Source organism: Streptomyces sp. CC208A, assembly GCF_030010625.1.
Taxonomy (GTDB): domain Bacteria; phylum Actinomycetota; class Actinomycetes; order Streptomycetales; family Streptomycetaceae; genus Streptomyces.
This window is the reverse complement of the sequence record NZ_JASCXN010000007.1, coordinates 146,590-163,496: the sequence shown is the minus strand read 5'-3', so window position 1 is coordinate 163,496 and position 16,907 is coordinate 146,590. Positions and strand designations below refer to the sequence as shown.

16 protein-coding genes and 1 tRNA gene are annotated in these 16,907 nt (G+C 73.5%); 10 read left to right on the top strand and 7 right to left on the bottom strand.

The genetic code is table 11. The features are described from left to right. Window positions 1-6: 6 nt before the first annotated feature. Window positions 7-94: transfer RNA gene (locus QK442_RS11155), tRNA-Leu, on the bottom strand. Window positions 95-273: 179 nt separating this feature from the next. Between QK442_RS11155 and QK442_RS11150 the strand changes: the two genes are divergently transcribed. The 3 genes from QK442_RS11150 (at window position 274) to QK442_RS11140 (ending at window position 2,970) form a co-directional block, all read left to right on the top strand. Next, a complete protein-coding gene (locus tag QK442_RS11150; RefSeq protein ID WP_282693718.1) occupies window positions 274-1,599 on the top strand; it encodes a M20/M25/M40 family metallo-hydrolase in 1,326 nt (441 codons plus the stop codon). Window positions 1,600-1,742: 143 nt separating this feature from the next. Further along, window positions 1,743-1,976, top strand: a complete 234-nt coding sequence (gene chpH / locus QK442_RS11145; RefSeq protein ID WP_015032475.1) for a chaplin ChpH — start codon at window positions 1,743-1,745, stop codon at window positions 1,974-1,976. A gap of 154 nt (window positions 1,977-2,130) precedes the next feature. Beyond that, window positions 2,131-2,970: a chaplin gene (locus QK442_RS11140; RefSeq protein ID WP_282693717.1), complete on the top strand. Its 840-nt coding sequence runs from the start codon at window positions 2,131-2,133 to the stop codon at window positions 2,968-2,970. Between the two features lie 60 nt (window positions 2,971-3,030). On the opposite strand, the gene QK442_RS11135 is transcribed toward QK442_RS11140, so the two are convergent. After that, on the bottom strand, window positions 3,031-3,219 hold the full coding sequence (locus QK442_RS11135) for a DUF5703 family protein (RefSeq protein ID WP_282693716.1): 189 nt from the start codon (window positions 3,217-3,219) through the stop codon (window positions 3,031-3,033). 47 nt (window positions 3,220-3,266) lie between these two features. Here QK442_RS11135 and QK442_RS11130 point away from each other — a divergent pair, with 47 nt between their 5' ends. Next, complete coding sequence (locus QK442_RS11130; RefSeq protein WP_282693715.1) at window positions 3,267-3,923, top strand: hypothetical protein; 657 nt, start codon at window positions 3,267-3,269, stop codon at window positions 3,921-3,923. A 77-nt stretch (window positions 3,924-4,000) separates the two neighbouring features. On the opposite strand, the gene QK442_RS11125 is transcribed toward QK442_RS11130, so the two are convergent. Next, window positions 4,001-6,085: an ATP-dependent RecD-like DNA helicase gene (locus QK442_RS11125; RefSeq protein WP_282693714.1), complete on the bottom strand. Its 2,085-nt coding sequence runs from the start codon at window positions 6,083-6,085 to the stop codon at window positions 4,001-4,003. Beyond that, window positions 6,082-7,059, bottom strand: a complete 978-nt coding sequence (locus QK442_RS11120) for an aldo/keto reductase (protein WP_282693713.1) — start codon at window positions 7,057-7,059, stop codon at window positions 6,082-6,084. The genes QK442_RS11125 and QK442_RS11120 overlap by 4 nt, the downstream gene beginning before the upstream one ends. Before the next feature lie 165 nt (window positions 7,060-7,224). Between QK442_RS11120 and QK442_RS11115 the strand changes: the two genes are divergently transcribed. Together QK442_RS11115 and QK442_RS11110 are read left to right on the top strand one after the other, a co-directional pair. Beyond that, complete coding sequence (locus QK442_RS11115) at window positions 7,225-8,274, top strand: LLM class F420-dependent oxidoreductase (protein WP_282693712.1); 1,050 nt, start codon at window positions 7,225-7,227, stop codon at window positions 8,272-8,274. A 212-nt stretch (window positions 8,275-8,486) separates the two neighbouring features. Beyond that, window positions 8,487-9,272, top strand: a complete 786-nt coding sequence (locus QK442_RS11110; protein WP_282693711.1) for a ferritin-like domain-containing protein — start codon at window positions 8,487-8,489, stop codon at window positions 9,270-9,272. Window positions 9,273-9,314: 42 nt separating this feature from the next. On the opposite strand, the gene corA is transcribed toward QK442_RS11110, so the two are convergent. After that, complete coding sequence (gene corA / locus QK442_RS11105; RefSeq protein WP_282693778.1) at window positions 9,315-10,307, bottom strand: magnesium/cobalt transporter CorA; 993 nt, start codon at window positions 10,305-10,307, stop codon at window positions 9,315-9,317. A gap of 115 nt (window positions 10,308-10,422) precedes the next feature. On the opposite strand from corA, the gene QK442_RS11100 reads away from it, so the two are divergent. The 4 genes from QK442_RS11100 to mshC all read left to right on the top strand — a co-directional run bounded on the left by QK442_RS11100 (window position 10,423) and on the right by mshC (window position 13,987). Continuing rightward, on the top strand, window positions 10,423-11,112 hold the full coding sequence (locus QK442_RS11100) for a histidine phosphatase family protein (protein ID WP_282693710.1): 690 nt from the start codon (window positions 10,423-10,425) through the stop codon (window positions 11,110-11,112). A 67-nt stretch (window positions 11,113-11,179) separates the two neighbouring features. Then, window positions 11,180-11,770: a DUF3090 domain-containing protein gene (locus QK442_RS11095; RefSeq protein ID WP_282693709.1), complete on the top strand. Its 591-nt coding sequence runs from the start codon at window positions 11,180-11,182 to the stop codon at window positions 11,768-11,770. Next, a complete protein-coding gene (locus QK442_RS11090) occupies window positions 11,767-12,573 on the top strand; it encodes an SCO1664 family protein (protein WP_282693708.1) in 807 nt (268 codons plus the stop codon). Before QK442_RS11095 ends, QK442_RS11090 begins: the two co-directional genes overlap by 4 nt. A gap of 184 nt (window positions 12,574-12,757) precedes the next feature. Then, complete coding sequence (gene mshC, locus QK442_RS11085; protein ID WP_282693707.1) at window positions 12,758-13,987, top strand: cysteine--1-D-myo-inosityl 2-amino-2-deoxy-alpha-D-glucopyranoside ligase; 1,230 nt, start codon at window positions 12,758-12,760, stop codon at window positions 13,985-13,987. An 84-nt stretch (window positions 13,988-14,071) separates the two neighbouring features. Here the strand turns inward: mshC and QK442_RS11080 are convergent, their stop codons facing one another. Together QK442_RS11080 and QK442_RS11075 are read right to left on the bottom strand one after the other, a co-directional pair. Next, window positions 14,072-15,082, bottom strand: a complete 1,011-nt coding sequence (locus tag QK442_RS11080; protein WP_282693706.1) for a PAC2 family protein — start codon at window positions 15,080-15,082, stop codon at window positions 14,072-14,074. A 208-nt stretch (window positions 15,083-15,290) separates the two neighbouring features. Continuing rightward, a complete protein-coding gene (locus tag QK442_RS11075) occupies window positions 15,291-16,898 on the bottom strand; it encodes a glycerol-3-phosphate dehydrogenase/oxidase (RefSeq protein ID WP_282693705.1) in 1,608 nt (535 codons plus the stop codon). Window positions 16,899-16,907: the final 9 nt, after the last annotated feature.

Sequence of the window (16,907 nt, the reverse complement as noted above, 5' to 3'; positions counted from 1 at the left end):
TTCTTCTGGTGTCCGAGGGGGGACTTGAACCCCCACGCCCGATAAAGGGCACTAGCACCTCAAGCTAGCGCGTCTGCCATTCCGCCACCCGGACAGGGTGTGTGTCTCGCGGCTCTGGGCCGTTCCGACGAGGGAAACCATAGCAAACAATCGGGGTGGCCGATCACCACCCCCCTCGCCCGCCGGACACCCTTGCGCCGCCTGGGCGGGGGCGCGGGAGGATGGGACGACCAGCAGAGCAGGCACAGGGGGCACGTCGTGGGAGGAAGCAGCGTGAGCGAGTCGAACACCGGCCGGACCGTCTCGGGCGAGGACGAGGTCGTCGACCTCTGCCGGGACCTCATCCGCATCGACACCAGCAACTACGGAGACCACTCCGGCCCCGGGGAGCGCGCCGCGGCCGAGTACGTCGCGGAGAAGCTCGCCGAGGTGGGGCTCGAACCGAGGATCATCGAGTCCCACAAGGGCCGGGCCTCCACCGTGGCCCGCATCGAGGGCGAGGACCCCTCCCGTCCGGCGCTGCTCATCCACGGGCACACCGACGTCGTGCCGGCCGACGCCGCCGACTGGACCCACCACCCCTTCTCCGGCGAGGTCGCCGACGGCTGCGTGTGGGGCCGCGGCGCCGTCGACATGAAGGACATGGACGCGATGACTCTCGCGGTCGTCCGCGACCGGCTGCGCAGCGGCCGCAAGCCCCCGCGCGACGTCGTCCTCGCCTTCCTCGCCGACGAGGAGGCCGGCGGCACCTACGGCGCCCGCCACCTCGTCGACCGGCACCGGGACCTCTTCGACGGCGTCACCGAGGCGATCGGCGAGGTCGGCGGCTTCTCCTTCACCGTCAACGAGAACCTGCGGCTCTACCTGGTCGAGACGGCCCAGAAGGGCATGCACTGGATGCGGCTCACCGTCGAGGGCACGGCCGGGCACGGCTCGATGACCAACTCCGACAACGCGATCACCGAACTGTGCGAGGCCGTCGGCCGGCTCGGCCGCCACCAGTGGCCGGTCCGCGTGACCAAGACCGTCCGCAGTTTCCTCGACGAGCTGTCCGACGCGCTCGGCACCCCGCTCGACCCCGAGGACATGGACGCCACCCTCGCCAAGCTCGGCGGCATCGCCAAGATGGTCGGCGCCACCCTGCGCAACTCCGCCGCCCCCACCATGCTCGGCGCCGGCTACAAGGTGAACGTGATCCCCGGCCAGGCCACCGCCCACGTCGACGGCCGCTTCCTGCCCGGCTACGAGGAGGAGTTCCTCGCCGACCTCGACCGGATCCTCGGCCCCAAGGTGAAGCGGGAGGACGTGCACGGCGACAAGGCCCTGGAGACCAGCTTCGACGGCGCCCTCGTCGACGCCATGCAGCTCGCCCTGCGCGCCGAGGACCCGATCGCCCGCGCCGTCCCGTACATGCTCTCCGGCGGCACCGACGCCAAGTCCTTCGACGACCTCGGCATCCGCTGCTTCGGCTTCGCCCCGCTCCAGCTGCCGCCGGACCTTGACTTCGCCGGCATGTTCCACGGCGTCGACGAGCGCGTCCCGGTCGACGGCCTGAAGTTCGGCGTGCGCGTCCTGGACCGTTTCCTCGACGCCTGCTGACCGGAGGGCCACCGAATTCGACCGTCCGTTTGCCCGTGCCCGGAAAGAGTGAATGACCCCGGGGGCTCGTAGCCCCCTCCCTTCCCCCTCGTTACAGGTGATGCGGTCCGCGGCTGGGTCCGCATTGTCAACTAGGAGGAATAATGATCAAGAAGGTCGTCGCTGCTGCGGCTGCCACGGGCGGTCTGGTTCTCGCGGGTGCGGGCATGGCCGTCGCCGACGCCGGTGCCCAGGGTGCGGCCATCGGTTCCCCCGGTGTCCTCTCGGGCAACGTCGTGCAGGTCCCGGTCCACGTGCCGGTCAACGTCTGCGGCAACACGGTCTCCGTGATCGGGCTGCTGAACCCCGCCTTCGGCAACACCTGCGTCAACGCCTGACGTTGTGCCCCGCCCCCTGAGGGGGTGAGCCGGTCCGGCCCCGGAGTGCGTGCCATGCACTCCGGGGCCGGTGGCCATTCCGCCCCGGGCACGGGCCCGGTGGCCCTCAACCCAAGCCGATCAGGCGAATGCCGAGAAGGCAGGTAAGCAAGCTATGCGACAGGTCACGCGCAAGAGCCTCATCACCGTCGCGGCGGCCGGAGGCGTCTTCGCGCTCGGCGGCGGTCTCGCTCAGGCGGATTCCGCCGCGAACGGTACGGCCGCGAACTCACCCGGCGTCGCGTCCGGGAACACCGTGCAGGTCCCGGTCCACGCCCCGATCAACGCCTGCGGCAACACCGTCAACGTCATCGGGGTGCTCAACCCGGCGATGGGCAACTCCTGCGCGAACATCCCCGCGCAGGCCGGCGCCGGCGCGTCCGGCGACGCGCACGCGAGCGACTCCCCGGGCGTGGCCTCCGGCAACACCGTGGTGGTGCCGGTCGACGTCCCCGTCAACGCGTGCGGCAACAGCGTCACGGGCATCGGCCTCGGCAACCCGGCCGCGGGCAACGACTGCGCCAACGCCGGGAACCCCGACACCGGCTACGGCGAGGAGGAGCCCGGCGGCTACGGCGAGGAGCCGGGCGGCTACGGGGAGACCCCGGAGACTCCCCGTACGCCGGAGACCCCCCGTACGCCGGAGACCCCCGGAACCCCCGGTACGCCGGAGACCCCGGGCACGCCCGGTACGCCGGAGACCCCCGGCACCCCTGGCACGCCGGAGACCCCGGGTACGCCCAGTACTCCGGGTACGCCCGGCACTCCCGGTGTGCCGCCCGGTCCGGGAGGCGGTGAGAACCACCCGGGCCCGCAGCTCACGCCGCCGCCGGCCACCCCGGACGCCCTCGCCGAGACCGGCTCGTCCGCGCCGCTCGGCGTGATCGTGCCGGCCGCCGCGGGGATGCTGCTGGCGGGCTCGCTGGTCTACCGCCGCTCCCGCCGCGGCGCCTGAGCCGTCCCGCCGACGGAACGCGAAGGGGCCCCGCATCGCGCGGGGCCCCTTTCACGTCCGTCACCAGGTGGCGCGGAGCTGACGGATGATCCGCCGCTTCAGCCGCACTCTGCGGCTGCCGTCCCGGCGCAGGGTGAGTCGGTCCAACTCCCAGTGCCCGTACTCGGCATGGTCGGTCAGAAGCCGCGCGGTCTCCTTTCGGGAGAGTCCGCGCGGCACGTACACGTCGACAAATTCGTATTCCGGCATCGCATCTATTGTGCGGGCACGGGCCCGGTACGGATAGCGTCTGTCCCATGTCTGATGCTGCGCAGCCCACCGCTGCCGAGGTACGTGCCGCCGCAGAGGCGGTCAAGACCGCACTGGACCGTCACCTCGCGGCGGTCGAACGCCGCACGGGAGACGACGACCCGGCGGTGTACGAGGCGTTCAACGCCCTCGCCACGGCCGCCGAGACCTATGACGAACTCCTCTACGACCGCTACGACGAGGTGACCCCCTTCGAGATCCCGGGGGCCGACGACGGGCTGCCGCCCTACGCCGGACCTGACGAACCACACGCTCTGAGCGTGCTGATCCGCCGCGACTACGCCGTGGCGGAGCCGCGGCGGCTGGTGGCCCAGGCCCGGCGCGTCACCGACCTCGACCACGACGAGGACGGGCCCCGCGGCACCGCCGCCGCGCTCGGGGTCCTCTTCGGGGAGTACGAGCCCGACGAGATCGCCTCCCGGCACAAGGAGTTCGGTCTGGAGGAGGGCGACTCCACGCTCTGGGTCACCGCGGCCGGGGACCTCCCGGAGCCGGGGGAGTGGCTGGCCGCCCCCTTCGAGCAGGCCGACCCGGAGCGGATCGTCTGCCGCTTCGACATCAGCTCCGTCTTCGACGACGAGGAGGACGACGAGGGCGACGACGAGACGGTCGGCGGCGCGGGGGGCCGAGGCACCGGCCGCTGACACGTACCGGGGAGGACGCCGGAGGGCTGGAACATCACGCGTGGATGTTCCAGCCCTCCGGCGTCCTCGCGGCGACCCTACTCCTCCTCGCCGGCGGCCAGCAGGCCCACCAGGAGCGGCCGCAGCCGGGTCGTCCGGGCCGGGGCGGGGACCTCGGCCACCGCGCGCGGCAGCGCCTGGTCCACTCCGTGGACCACCGACAGATGGCGCTCCGCGCGGCCGAAGGCCGTGTAGACCCACGGCCGGCTCAGCCCCGGCGCCGCGTCGCCCGGCAGCACCACGACCGCCGCGGGCCACCGCCCGCCGGCCGCCTGGTGCGCGGTCAGCGCCCAGCCGTGCCGCAGCGCCGACTCCACCCGTTCCTTCGGTACGACGACCTCGCCGTCCGGGGTACGCAGCCGCAGGCCCTCGGCGTCGGCCCCGAGGACCGTGCCCGTCACCGTCCGGCCGGGCACCGGCGCGTACGCCACCCGGTCGCCCGGGTCGTAGCCGCCGAAGCGGCCCGGACCCGGGTTCAGCCGCTGCTTCAGCGCCGTGTTCAGCGCTCGGGTCCCGGCCGCGCCGCCGTGGCCGACCGTGATCACCCGGGTCTGCTCGGCGGTCAGCCCGAAGGCGCGCGGCACCGAGTCCGCGACCAGCTGGACCGTGCGGTGCACGGCCTCGCCCGCGTCCCGCACCGGGACGATCACGACCTCCTTGCCGGGGGCCTCGACCTGGTTCAGCTCACCGATGCCGATGCCCGAGACCAGCTCGCCCAGCGGCCCCGGGTCGGGCCGGCGGGAGGCCACCCGGGGGCAGACGCGGGCCGCGAGCGCGTCCGCGAACACCGCGCCGGGACCGGCCGCCCCGAGGACCTCCGGATCGCCGCCGAGGACCAGCCGGCAGCCGTCCGGCAGGGCCTCGACGAGCATCGCGCCCGTCTCCACGTCCAGCTGGGGGGCGTCGAGGACCACCAGCAGGTCCAGGGCGAGGAAACCCTCCTCGTCCCGGCCGGGGCCGGCCGTCCCGGAGAGCAGCGCGGCGAGCGGCACCACCGTCCCGGCGGCGCGCTCCTCGTCGGTCGGCCGCTCCGGGTCGTGCACGGTGACCAGGACGCGCAGCCCGCGCTCCCGCGCGGTGGCCGCCAGGGCCATCGGCTCGGCGCGGGCGGCCTCGCCGCCGGTGTGCAGCACCAGACCGTGGCCCCCGACGGCCCGCTCCAGCTCGCCGCCGTCCCACTCCTCGGCGGTGACCGTGCGCACCAGGCGGGCCAGTCCGTCGGCGAGGCTCTCCTCGGCCAGCGCGTACCGGTCGAGGCCGAGCAGCGGGGGCTCCGCCGGACCGCCGTCCGCCGCGCGGTCCTCCTCGGACTCCTCCAGGGCTTCGTCGTCCTCCTGCGGCTCCTCTTCCTGGAAGAGCAGGACGGCGCCCTCGGAGACCGCGGTTCCGACGGCCTTCTCCGGGTCGGGGACCCCGTGCCCGGCGAGCCCGGTCCGTACCTCCTCGGCGGTGAGCGCGGTGTGGCCCTGGAGAGCCGCCCGGTCAAGCAGCCACACCGTCAGGGCGACCGCGCGGCGCGGGTCGTCCGGGCCGCAGGCCCCGCCGAGCAGCGCCCGCGCGAAGCCGTCGGCCTGCTCAGGACGCACCCCGGCGACGGCCAGCAGCCGCCACGGGTCCTCGGCCAGGGCCTCGGCGGCCTGCTCGCCGAGCGCGGCGGCGACCCGCCCGGCCAGTGCCTCGGGCGCGCCGCCGCGGGCCAGCACCTCGCGGATCCCGGCCAGCGCCCCCGCCGTGGGCGCGGACGGCGCCGCCGGGGCGGGCGGAGGGACGGGCGCCTCGGGCCGCGCGGGCCGGGGCGGCTCGGGCGCCGGCGCGAAGAAGGCGCCGCCGGACGCGGAACCGCCCTCCACGGCCCGCACGGCGGCGAGCAGGTCGGCGGCGGTGCCGCTCAGCTTCGCCCCGCCCACCACGGGCCCGGACTTCTCGGCCTTCCGCGCCTCGATCCTGGCCCGCAGCTCCCGCTGGGCCGCCAGCTCGGCCTCCGCCTCGCTCAGCTCCGGTGCCGCCTCCTCGGCGGCCGCGCCGCCCTCGCCGGCGGTCTCCGGCTCGGCGGACGGTGCCCCGTCCTCGTGGGCCACGTCCTCGGGTGCCTCGGGCACGGTCTCCCCGGCAGGCTCGGTCACAAGGTGCTCCAGTCGTGATCCGGATAGCGGTGCACGGGCGCGGACACATCGTCCAAAGCCCGGCAGATCTCGTCAGGAAGACTAAGGCCCTCCACCGACAGTGCCGCCGTGAGCTGGTGTGCCGTGCGCGCGCCGATGATCGGGGCGGTGACGCCGGGCCGGTCGCGGACCCAGGCGAGCGCCACGTGCAGGGGGCTGGTGGCGAGCCCGTCGGCGGCGGTGCTGACCGCCTCCACGATCCGGCTCGCGGCCTCGTCGAGGTACGGCTCCACGAACGGCGCCAGCGCCTCCGACGCGCCCCGGGAGTCGGCCGGGGTGCCGCTCCGGTACTTGCCGGTGAGCACCCCGCGACCCAGCGGGGAGGACGGAAGCAGTCCTATGCCGAGGTCGATCGCGGCGGGCAGCACCTCCCGCTCGACGCCCCGCTGGAGCAGCGAGTACTCGAGCTGGGCGCCGGCGAGCCGGGTCCGGTCGCCGGCCAGCTGCCAGGTGCCGGCCTTGGCGAGCTGCCAGCCGCAGAAGTTCGCCACGCCCGCGTAGCGCGCCCGCCCGCTGCGTACGGCGATGTCGAGCGCCTGGAGCGACTCCTCCAGCGGTGTGTACGGGTCGTAGGCGTGCAGCTGCCACAGGTCCACGTGGTCCGTGCCGAGCCGGGCGAGGGAGGCGTCGAGGGCGGCGAGCAGGTGGCCGCGCGACCCGTCGGTGCGCCGGTCCGGGTCCGGGACGCTGCCCGCCTTGGTCGACAGGATCAGGTCCTGCCGCGGCACGAGCCGCTCCATCAGCCGTCCGAGCAGATACTCCGCCTCGCCGCCGCCGTACACGTCGGCGGTGTCCACGAGCGTGCCGCCCGCGTCCCAGAACGCCCGCAGCTGCTCGCCGGCGTCGTGCTCGTCGGTGTCCCGCCCCCAGGTGAGCGTGCCGAGCCCGATGCGCGAGACGCGCAGGCCGGTACGTCCGAGATGCCTCTGCTCCATGGGCGGGACATTACTGGCCAGGGCACCACGCGGAGAGACCCTGTGGAGGGAACCTGTGGACAGAACCCGCGGACGACGGCGTGGCGGACGGCTCCTGACGGATCGGGGGACCGCGCGCTAGAGTCCGGAGCGAGAGACGTTACCGATGGGTAAGGGGTGCGTGGAATGCGGCTCGGCATCAACCTCGGCTACTGGGGCGCCGGCATGGACGGCGACAACCTGGCCGTCGCCCAGGAGGCCGACCGCCTCGGCTACGACGTCTGCTGGGCGGCGGAGGCGTACGGCTCGGACGCGCCGACCGTGCTCTCCTGGGTCGCCGCGAAGACCGACCGGATCGACGTCGGCTCGGCGATCATGCAGATCCCGGCCCGCCAGCCCGCGATGACGGCGATGACCGCCGCCACCCTGGACTCGCTCTCCGGCGGCCGCTTCCGCCTCGGCCTCGGCGTCTCCGGCCCGCAGGTCTCCGAGGGCTGGTACGGCGTGAAGTTCGACAAGCCGCTCGCCCGCACCCGCGAGTACGTGGAGATCGTCCGCAAGGCGATGTCCCGCGAGCGCCTCACCCACGAGGGCGAGCACTGGACGCTGCCGCTGCCCGGCGGCCCCGGCAAGCCGATCAAGCTGACCGTCCACCCGCAGCGCGAGCACATCCCGCTGTACATCGCCGCGATCGGCCCGAAGAACCTGGAGCAGACCGGCGAGATCGCCGACGGCGCCCTGCTGATCTTCCCCTCCGCCGACCACCTGGAGGAGACCGCCCTGCGCCACCTCCGGGCGGGCCGCGAGAAGGCCGGCCTGACCATGGAGGGCTTCGACGTCTGCCCGACGCTGCCGCTCGCCCTCGGCGAGGACGTCGACGCGCTCGCCGACGTCTTCCGCCCGTACACCGCCCTCTACGTGGGCGGCATGGGCAGCCGCAAGCAGAACTTCTACAACCAGCTCGCCCAGCGCATGGGGTACGAGAAGGAGGCCGCCGAGATCCAGGACAAGTACCTGGCCGGTGACAAGGAGGGCGCCGCGGCCGCCGTGCCCCGCACCCTCATCGACCAGACCGCCCTGCTCGGCACCGTGGACCGGATCGCCGACCGGATGGCCGCCTACGCGGCGGCCGGCGTCACCACCCTGACGCTCGCCCCGGCGGGCTTCACCCTCGACGAGCGCCTCGCCGCCCTGCGCGCCGGCGTCGACGCCCTGGAGCGGGCCGGCCTGGCGTAGGGGAGTCCCCACGGCCGTGGTGGGGGCTCGGGGGTCTTCCCCGCCACGGCCGTCATGCCGTTCAACGCGCCGCCGCGCCCCCGGTTACGGCCCGGCGGCTCACTCTTTCGGCCGATACCCGCGAGCCCTCCTGTTGCCCGCCGTCCCGGACCGCATTTGACTCGGTCTCGCCGGGCCCGCGGAGTGCGGGCGTCCGCATGGAGGTGGCAGCGATGCTCACGGCCAAGAGCCTGTTCCAGGAAATCATCGACGACGACGACGCCTTCCGGCTCTTCTGCTCGATCGCCGCCAGCGGCGAGTCGCAGGGCGGCTGGGAGAACGCCCGGATCGCGGCCCTCGTCGCCCCCGGCATGCGGGACCTCGCGCCCAAGATCGTCCGGCACGGGGCGGACGAGGACAAGCACGGCCGGATCTTCAAGGCCCTCCTGAAGAAGCGGGGCCTCGAACCCGTCCCCGTACCGCCCGAGACCGACTACACGATGCTCCTCGAACGGCGCGGCATCGGGCTCGCCCACGAGAAGCTGCGCGGCGACGAGCCCCTGACCGAACAGGACGTCGTCGTCTACCTCGCCCACAGCCGGGTCACCGAGCAGCGCGCCGCCGACCAGATGGACATGCTCGTCACGTACTTCGGCGACCATCCGGAGCTGGGCAAGGCCATCCACATGATCGACAACGACGAGGCCAACCACCTCGCCTACTGCCACGAGGAGCTGTTGCGGCTCGCCCGCGCGGGCCACGGCCGGCTCATCCAGAACACCCTGCGCGAGTCGGCGCTCGCCGAGATCCAGGTCTACCGCGACGTCAGCCTCGCCGTGATGCGCCACATGGGCCGCATCCTGGGCTGGTCCAGGGCCAAGAACACGGCCCTCGCCGCCGGCATCCACGGCATGTACGCGTACGAGCGCGCCGCCGGCTGGCACCGGATGATCGGCCTGCGGATGCCCGAACGGCTCGACGCCCTCGGCGGCCCGGCGACCCCCGCCCCCGCCTTCTGACACGGCCCGGGCACGGCGCGGCCGGATCGGAGCCGGTCGCGCTCAGAGCCAGTCGCGCCGCTTGAACAGCCGGTACAGGCCCACCTCGATCCCCGCCATCACCGCGATCACCGTGGGGTACGACCACATCCAGTGCAGCTCCGGCATGTGCTCGAAGTTCATGCCGTAGATCCCCGCCACCATTGTCGGGACGGCCGCCATCGCCGCCCACGCCGAGATCTTCCGCATGTCGTCGTTCTGCCGCACCCCCATCTGCGCGAGGTGCGCCGACAGCACGTCCGACAGCAGCCTGTCCAACCCCTCCACCTGCTCGTTGGCCCGCACCAGGTGGTCGGTGACGTCCCGGAAGAAGGGCTGTGAGTCCTCGTCCACGAACGGCACCGCGCCCGCCGTCAGACGGGTCATCGGCCCCGTCAGCGGCCCCGTCGCCCGCCGGAACTCCAGCACCTGGCGCTTCGCCGTGTAGATCCGTTCCGCCGTGTGCGACGTACCCGTCCCGCCCGGCGCGAAGACGTCGGCCTCCAGCTCCTCCAGGTCCACCTGGAGCTCGCCCGCCACGTCCAGGTAGTGGTCCACCACGGCGTCGCTCACCGCGTAGAGCACCGCCGTGGGCCCGTGCCGCAGCACCTCCGGCTGGGTCTCCAGGCGCTTGCGCACCTCCGCCAGGGGAGCGCCCTCGCCGTGCCGGACCGTCACCACGAAGGAGTCGCCGAGGAAGAGCATCAGCTCCCCGGTGGAGACCCGGTCGCTCTCCGGCTCGTAGAGCACCGGCTTGAGCACCATGAAGAGGGAGTCGTCGTAGACCTCCAGCTTCGGTCGCTGATGGGCCTTCAAGGCGTCCTCGACGGCCAGCGGGTGCAGCGCGAACTCCGAGGCCACGTGGTCGAACTCGGCCGCCGACGGCTCGTGGAGCCCCACCCACAGGAAGGCGTCGCGGGCGTCCCGCGCCTCGGCCAGGGCCCGGGAGAGGTCGCCGGGACCCTCCCTCCGGCGTCCGTCGCGGTACAGCGCTGAGTCGACGATCACGCGCCGTATTCTCCCCCCGCCCCGTCCGCCCCGCACGCGTGCCCCCGCTCACCGTCCGCACGCGCGCGTGCGGACCGCCCGCCGAACCGCCCCGGACGCGCGCGTGCACCGTAGGCTGGCCGACATGGCCACGCTGATCCTCGTCCGGCACGGACGCTCCACCGCCAACACCTCCGGGCTGCTCGCCGGCCGCACGCCGGGCGTGGCGCTCGACGAGCGCGGCGCCGCCCAGGCCGCCGCCCTGCCCGGCCGGCTCGCCGGGGTCCCGCTCGCCGCCGCCGTCTCCAGCCCGCTCCAGCGCTGCCGCGAGACCCTCCGGCCGCTCCTGGACGCCCGCCCGGACCTCCCGCTCCACATCGAGGAGCGGATCAACGAGTGCGACTACGGCGACTGGTCCGGCCGCAAGCTCAGCGAACTCAACGACGAACCGCTCATGGAGGTCGTCCAGGCGCACGCCTCCGCCGCCGCCTTCCCCGGCGGCGAGTCCATGCGCGCCATGCAGGCCAGGGCCGTCGAGGCGGTCCGCGACTGGAACGCCCGGATCGAGGCCGAGCACGGCGAGGACGCCGTCTACGCCCTCTGCTCCCACGGCGACATCATCAAGTCCCTCGTCGCCGACGCCCTCGGCCTCCACCTGGACCTCTTCCAGCGGATCCACGTCGACCCCTGTTCGCTCACCGTGATCCGCTACACCCGCCTGAGGCCCTTCCTGGTCCGCCTCGGCGACACCGGAGACCTCGCCGCCCTGGCCTCCCGCGAGACCCCCGACACCAGTGGGGCGGCCGAGGTCGGTGGCGGTGCGGGAGCACCCTGACACCCCCGCGCAGTAGGGTGGACTCGCCGCCGTAGTACGACAGTCGACAGTCAAGGGAGCCGGGAGAGTGTCCCGTCAGGTGTTCCTCTACGACCCACCGGAGCGTTTCGTGGCCGGCACGGTCGGGCTGCCTGGCCGCCGGACGTTCTTCCTCCAGGCGTCCGCGGCCGGCCGGGTCACCAGCGTCGCCCTGGAGAAGACCCAGGTCGCCGCCCTCGCCGAGCGCATCGACGAACTCCTCGACGAGGTGCTGCGCCGCACCGGGGGCAACGCCCCGGTCCCGGCCGTCGCCCCCGCCGACAACGCCGACACGGCCCCCCTCGACACCCCCGTCGAGGAGGAGTTCCGGGTCGGCACCATGGCCCTCGCCTGGGACGGCGAGGAACAGCGCATGATCGTCGAGGCCCAGGCCCTCGTCGAACTCGACGCGGACTCCGAGGAGGACCTCGCCGCCGCTGAGGAGCGGCTGCTCCAGGACGAGGAGAACGGCCCGCCGATGCTCCGCGTCCGGCTCAGCGGCGCCCAGGCCCGCGCCTTCGCCAAGCGGGCCCTGGACGTGGTCAACGCCGGCCGCCCGCCGTGCCCGCTGTGCAGCCTCCCGCTGGACCCGGAGGGCCACGTCTGCCCCCGCCAGAACGGATACCGCCGCGGAGCATGAGCAGCAGCCCCGACTTCCCGCCGGACGCCGAGCTGCTCGCCCGCGGTGAGCTGACCGTGCGGGGACAGGTCCGCGAGGCATCCAACGCGGTGCTCTACTGCACGGTCGCGTACGAGGGCCGCGAGGCCGCCTGCGTCTACAAGCCGGTCGCGGGGGAGCGCCCCCTGTGGGACTTCCCGGACGGCACCCTCGCCGAGCGGGAGGTCGCCGCGTACGAGCTCTCCGAGGCCACCGGCTGGGGCCTGGTCCCGCCGACGGTGCTGCGGGACGGCCCGTACGGCGAGGGCATGGTCCAGCTCTGGATCGAGGCCGACCCGGACGCCCGGCTGCTCGCCCTCACCGAGGACGAGGAGGCCGGCGAGGGCTGGAAGGCGATCGGCCCCGCCGAGGTGGGGGAGGGCCGCACCGCACTCCTCGTCCACGCCGACACCCCCGCGCTGCGCCGGCTCGCCGTCCTCGACGCGGTGATGAACAACGGCGACCGCAAGGGCGGCCATCTGCTCCCCGCCCCCGGCGGCCGGCTCTACGGCATCGACCACGGCGTCTCCTTCCACGTCGAGGACAAGCTGCGCACCCTGCTGTGGGGCTGGGCGGGCCAGGAGCTCCCCGAGGAGGCCACCGCCGTCCTCACGGCGCTCTCCGGCGCGCTGGCCCCCGGCGCGCCCCTCGCCACCCGGCTGGGGGAACTGCTCACGGCCGCCGAGGTGTCCGCCGTACGGGGCCGGGTGGCGGCGCTGCTGGCCTCCGGGCTCCACCCGGAACCCTCCGGGCAGTGGCCCCCGATCCCCTGGCCGCCGGTCTAGGCCGAGCCTTCCGGATCCCGGGGCCACCGCTCCAGGGACCGTAAGGTTTCGGCCACAGTCCCCGGGCGGTCATCGGACCCCTGGGGGGTATGCACAGACGGCGCTCACCCGCAAGAGCGCGTGATCGGACAAGATCCCGGATCCGGTTCGTATCCGGAACAGCTGTCCGGTTACGCTCGGGGACATGCATGCCTGGCCCGCTTCCGAGGTCCCCGCCCTTCCCGGCAAGGGCCGCGACCTCCGGATCCACGACACCGCGACCGGCGGACGAGTGACCCTCGCTCCCGGCCCCGTCGCCCGTATCTACGTCTGCGGCATCACGCCCTACGACGCGACCCACATGGGTCACGCGGCGACCTACAACGCGTTCGACCTCGTGCAGCGCGTGTGGCTCGACACCAAGCGGCAGGTGCACTACGTCCAGAACGTCACGGACGTGGACGACCCGCTCCTGGAGCGCGCCCTCCGTGACGACATCGACTGGGTCGCCCTCGCCGAGAAGGAGACCGCCCTCTTCCGCGAGGACATGACCGCCCTGCGGATGCTGCCACCGCGCCACTACGTCGGCGCGGTGGAGTCGATACCCTCCATCGTCCCCCTGGTCGAGCGGCTCCGGGACTCCGGCGCCGCCTACGAGCTCGACGGCGACATCTACTTCTCGGTCGAGGCCGACCCGCACTTCGGCGAGGTCTCGCACTACGACACCGAGCTGATGCGGCACCTCTCCGCCGAGCGCGGCGGCGACCCCGACCGGCCCGGCAAGAAGAACCCGCTCGACCCGATGCTGTGGATGGCCGCCCGCGAGGGCGAGCCCAGCTGGGACGGCGGCAGCCTCGGTCCCGGCCGCCCCGGCTGGCACATCGAGTGCGTCGCCATCGCCCTCGACCACATCGGCATGGGCTTCGACGTGCAGGGCGGCGGTTCCGACCTGATCTTCCCGCACCACGAGATGGGCGCCTCGCACGCCCAGACCCTCACCGGCGAGTTCCCCATGGCCAAGGCGTACGTACACGCCGGCATGGTCGCTCTGCACGGCGAGAAGATGTCCAAGTCCAAGGGCAACCTGGTCTTCGTCTCCGCGCTCCGCCGCGAGGGCGTCGACCCGGTCGCCATCCGGCTCGCCCTCCTCTCCCACCACTACCGCGCCGACTGGGAGTGGACCGACCAGGTCCTCCAGGACGCCGTCGACCGCCTCGGCCGCTGGCGCGCCGCGGTCTCCCGGCCCGACGGCCCGTCCGCCGACGCCCTCGTCGAGGAGGTCCGCGAGGCGCTCGCCGACGACCTCGACGCCCCGGCCGCGCTCGCCGCGGTCGACCGCTGGGCCGCCCGCCAGGAGGCGGACGGCGGCACCGACGAGTCCGCCCCCGGCCTCGTCTCCCGCACGGTCGACGCGCTCCTCGGCGTCGCGCTGTAAGCAGGCGGGCGCGCTGTAAGCAGGTGGGAAAAGAGAGGGAGGGACGGCCTCGGCCGTCCCTCCCTCTTTTCGCCCTCTTCGACCTCAGTCCTCGTCGCCCTCGCCGGGCTCCTCGGACCCCTCGCTCTCCTCAGGCCGCCCGGGCTGCTCCGGCTTCGGCGGGCGGGGCCGTCCGCTGCCCGGATCCCGCAGGTACGAGGTGTCCCCGCTCTCCGTCGCCACCCCCGGACCGGTCACCGGGCCCGGTCCCGTACCCGGCTCGCGCCGCCGCAGATAGCGCTCGAACTCGCGGGCGATCGCCTCGCCCGACGCCTCCGGCAGCTCCGCGGTGTCCCGGGCCTCCTCCAGCGTCTGCACGTACTCGGCGACCTCGCTGTCCTCCGCCGCCAGCTGGTCCACGCCCAGCTGCCACGCCCGCGCGTCCTCGGGCAGCTCGCCCAGCGGGATCCGCAGCCCGATCAGGTCCTCAAGGCGGTTGAGGAGCGCCAGCGTCGCCTTCGGGTTCGGCGGCTGGGACACGTAGTGCGGAACCGCCGCCCACAGGCTCACCGCCGGCACGCCCGCGTGGGTGCACGCCTCCTGGAGGATGCCGACGATCCCCGTCGGGCCCTCGTACCGGGTCTCCTCCAGGTCCATCGTCCGCGCCAGGTCCGGATCGGAGGTGACGCCGCTGACCGGCACCGGGCGGGTGTGCGGGGTGTCGCCGAGCAGCGCGCCGAGGATCACCACCATCTCCACGCCGAGTTCGTGGGCGAAGCCCAGCAGCTCGTTGCAGAAGGAGCGCCAGCGCATCGAGGGCTCGATGCCGCGCACCAGGACCAGGTCGCGCGGCTTCTCGCCGCCGACCCGGACCACCGAGAGCCGGGTCGTCGGCCAGGTGATCTTCCGGACGCCGTTCTCCAGGAACACCGTCGGGCGGTTGACCTGGAAGTCGTAGTAGTCCTCGGCGTCGAGCGCCGCGAAGACCTCGCCCTTCCATTCCCGGTCCAGATGAGCGACCGCGGTGGAGGCGGCGTCGCCGGCGTCGTTCCAGCCCTCGAACGCGGCCACCATGACCGGGTCGATCAGCTCGGGCATCCCCTCGAGCTCGATCACCCAGCGCCTCCTTCTTCGAAGTTCGTGTCGTACGGACCAACCTTACGGCTTTCCGGTCGCCCGGCCGCAGCCTTCGGGCGCGCCCGAAAACCCTTGCGGCCTTGATCGACTACCCACGAACCGGGCCCCGCACACGGCCCGCGGGACGGCACGCGAGAGGGGCGGTCCTCTCCCTCCCCGGAGAAGACCGCCCCTCGGTCCGTGGCGGCTACTCGGCGCGCAGCATCGCGTCGACCTCGGCGCGGATCTCGTCGGTGGCGAGACCGCGGATGGTCAGGGTGGTGCGGCGGCGCAGCACGTCGTCGGCCGTCTCGGCCCACTCGTGGTCGCGGGCGTAGGCGACCTGCGCCCAGATCTCGGGCGCGTCCGGGTGGATCCGGCGGGCCAGTTCGGGGTTCTCGTTCGCCATGCGGGCGATGTCGAAGGAGAGCGAACCGTAGTGCGTGGCCAGGTGCTTGGCGGTGTCGGCGGCCATCCGGGGGCCGGGGGCCGGGCCGTCGACGAGCAGCCGGTGGGCGACCGCGTTGGGGTTGGCGATGCCGGGCAGCGGCAGCCGCTTCGGAAGCGCGGAGACCGGCTCGTAGTCCTCGCCGAGCGGGTGGCCGGGCAGCGACTCCAGCTTCTTCATGATGGTGCGGCCGATGTGGCGGAAGGTGGTCCACTTGCCGCCGGCCACCGACAGCATCCCGCCGCGGCCCTCGGTGACGACCGTCTCGCGCTTGGCCTTGGAGGTGTCGCCGGGACCGCCCGGGAGCACCCGCAGACCGGCGAAGGCGTAGGTGATGAGGGAGCGGTCGAGCTGCTGGTCGCGGATGGAGAAGGCGGCCTCGTCCAGGATCTGGGCGATGTCCTTGTCGTTGACCGCGACCTCGCCCGGGTCGCCCTCGTACTCCTCGTCGGTGGTGCCGAGCAGGAGCATGTCCTCCCAGGGGAGGGCGAAGGTGATCCGGTACTTGTCGATCGGGGTGGCGAGCGCGGCCTTCCACGGAGCGGTCCGCTTGAGGACCAGGTGGGCGCCCTTGGAGAGGCGGATGGACGGGGCCGCGTTGGGGTCCTCCATCTTCCGCAGGTGGTCGACCCAGGGGCCGGTGGCGTTGAGGACGAGCCGCGCGGTGACGCCGAACTCCTCGCCGGACAGCCGGTCCCTGAGCTCGGCGCCGGTGACCCGGCCCTGGGTGAAGCGGAGCCCGGTGACCTCGGCGTGGTTGAGGACGACGGCGCCGGCGTCGACGGCCGCGCGGACCGTCATGAGCGCCATGCGGGCGTCGTTCATCTGGTCGTCGCCGTAGACGGCGACCGCCTTGAGGTTGTCGGTGCGCAGCTCGGGCACGTCCTGCGCCGCCTTGGCGGGGGAGAGGAGGTGGCCGACGCCGTCGCCGAAGGCGGAGAGGGCGGAGTACGCGAAGACTCCGGCGCCCAGCTTGGCGGCGCCGTGCGGGCCGCCCTTGTAGACGGGCAGGTAGAAGGTGAGCGGGTTGGACAGGTGGGGGGCGACCTGGCGGGAGACGGCGCGCCGCTCGAAGTGGTTCTCGGCGACGAGCTTCACGGCGCCGGTCTGCAGGTAACGCAGGCCGCCGTGGAGGAGCTTGGAGGAGGCCGAGGAGGTGGCGCCGGCGAAGTCGCCGGCGTCCACCAGGGCCACCCGCAGACCGGCCTGCGCGGCGTGCCAGGCGGTGGAGATGCCCAGGATGCCGCCACCGATCACCAGGAGGTCGTACGTCGCCTTGGCAAGCTGCTCTCTGGTCTCGGCGCGGGTCGGAAGCGAACCGGCGGCCGGGTGCGTTCCGAGGGCGGGGACGGTCTGCGGGGTGGTCATCTCGGTCTA

Coding starts and splice junctions, on each gene's coding strand:
- chpH (WP_015032475.1), top strand. CDS start 1,743: ATGATCAAGAAGGTCGTCGCTGCTGCGGCTGCCACGGGCGGTCTGGTT.
- QK442_RS11140 (WP_282693717.1), top strand. CDS start 2,131: ATGCGACAGGTCACGCGCAAGAGCCTCATCACCGTCGCGGCGGCCGGA.
- QK442_RS11135 (WP_282693716.1), bottom strand. CDS start 3,219: ATGCCGGAATACGAATTTGTCGACGTGTACGTGCCGCGCGGACTCTCC.
- QK442_RS11130 (WP_282693715.1), top strand. CDS start 3,267: ATGTCTGATGCTGCGCAGCCCACCGCTGCCGAGGTACGTGCCGCCGCA.
- QK442_RS11120 (WP_282693713.1), bottom strand. CDS start 7,059: ATGGAGCAGAGGCATCTCGGACGTACCGGCCTGCGCGTCTCGCGCATC.
- QK442_RS11115 (WP_282693712.1), top strand. CDS start 7,225: ATGCGGCTCGGCATCAACCTCGGCTACTGGGGCGCCGGCATGGACGGC.
- QK442_RS11110 (WP_282693711.1), top strand. CDS start 8,487: ATGCTCACGGCCAAGAGCCTGTTCCAGGAAATCATCGACGACGACGAC.
- QK442_RS11100 (WP_282693710.1), top strand. CDS start 10,423: ATGGCCACGCTGATCCTCGTCCGGCACGGACGCTCCACCGCCAACACC.
- QK442_RS11090 (WP_282693708.1), top strand. CDS start 11,767: ATGAGCAGCAGCCCCGACTTCCCGCCGGACGCCGAGCTGCTCGCCCGC.
- mshC (WP_282693707.1), top strand. CDS start 12,758: ATGCATGCCTGGCCCGCTTCCGAGGTCCCCGCCCTTCCCGGCAAGGGC.
- QK442_RS11075 (WP_282693705.1), bottom strand. CDS start 16,898: ATGACCACCCCGCAGACCGTCCCCGCCCTCGGAACGCACCCGGCCGCC.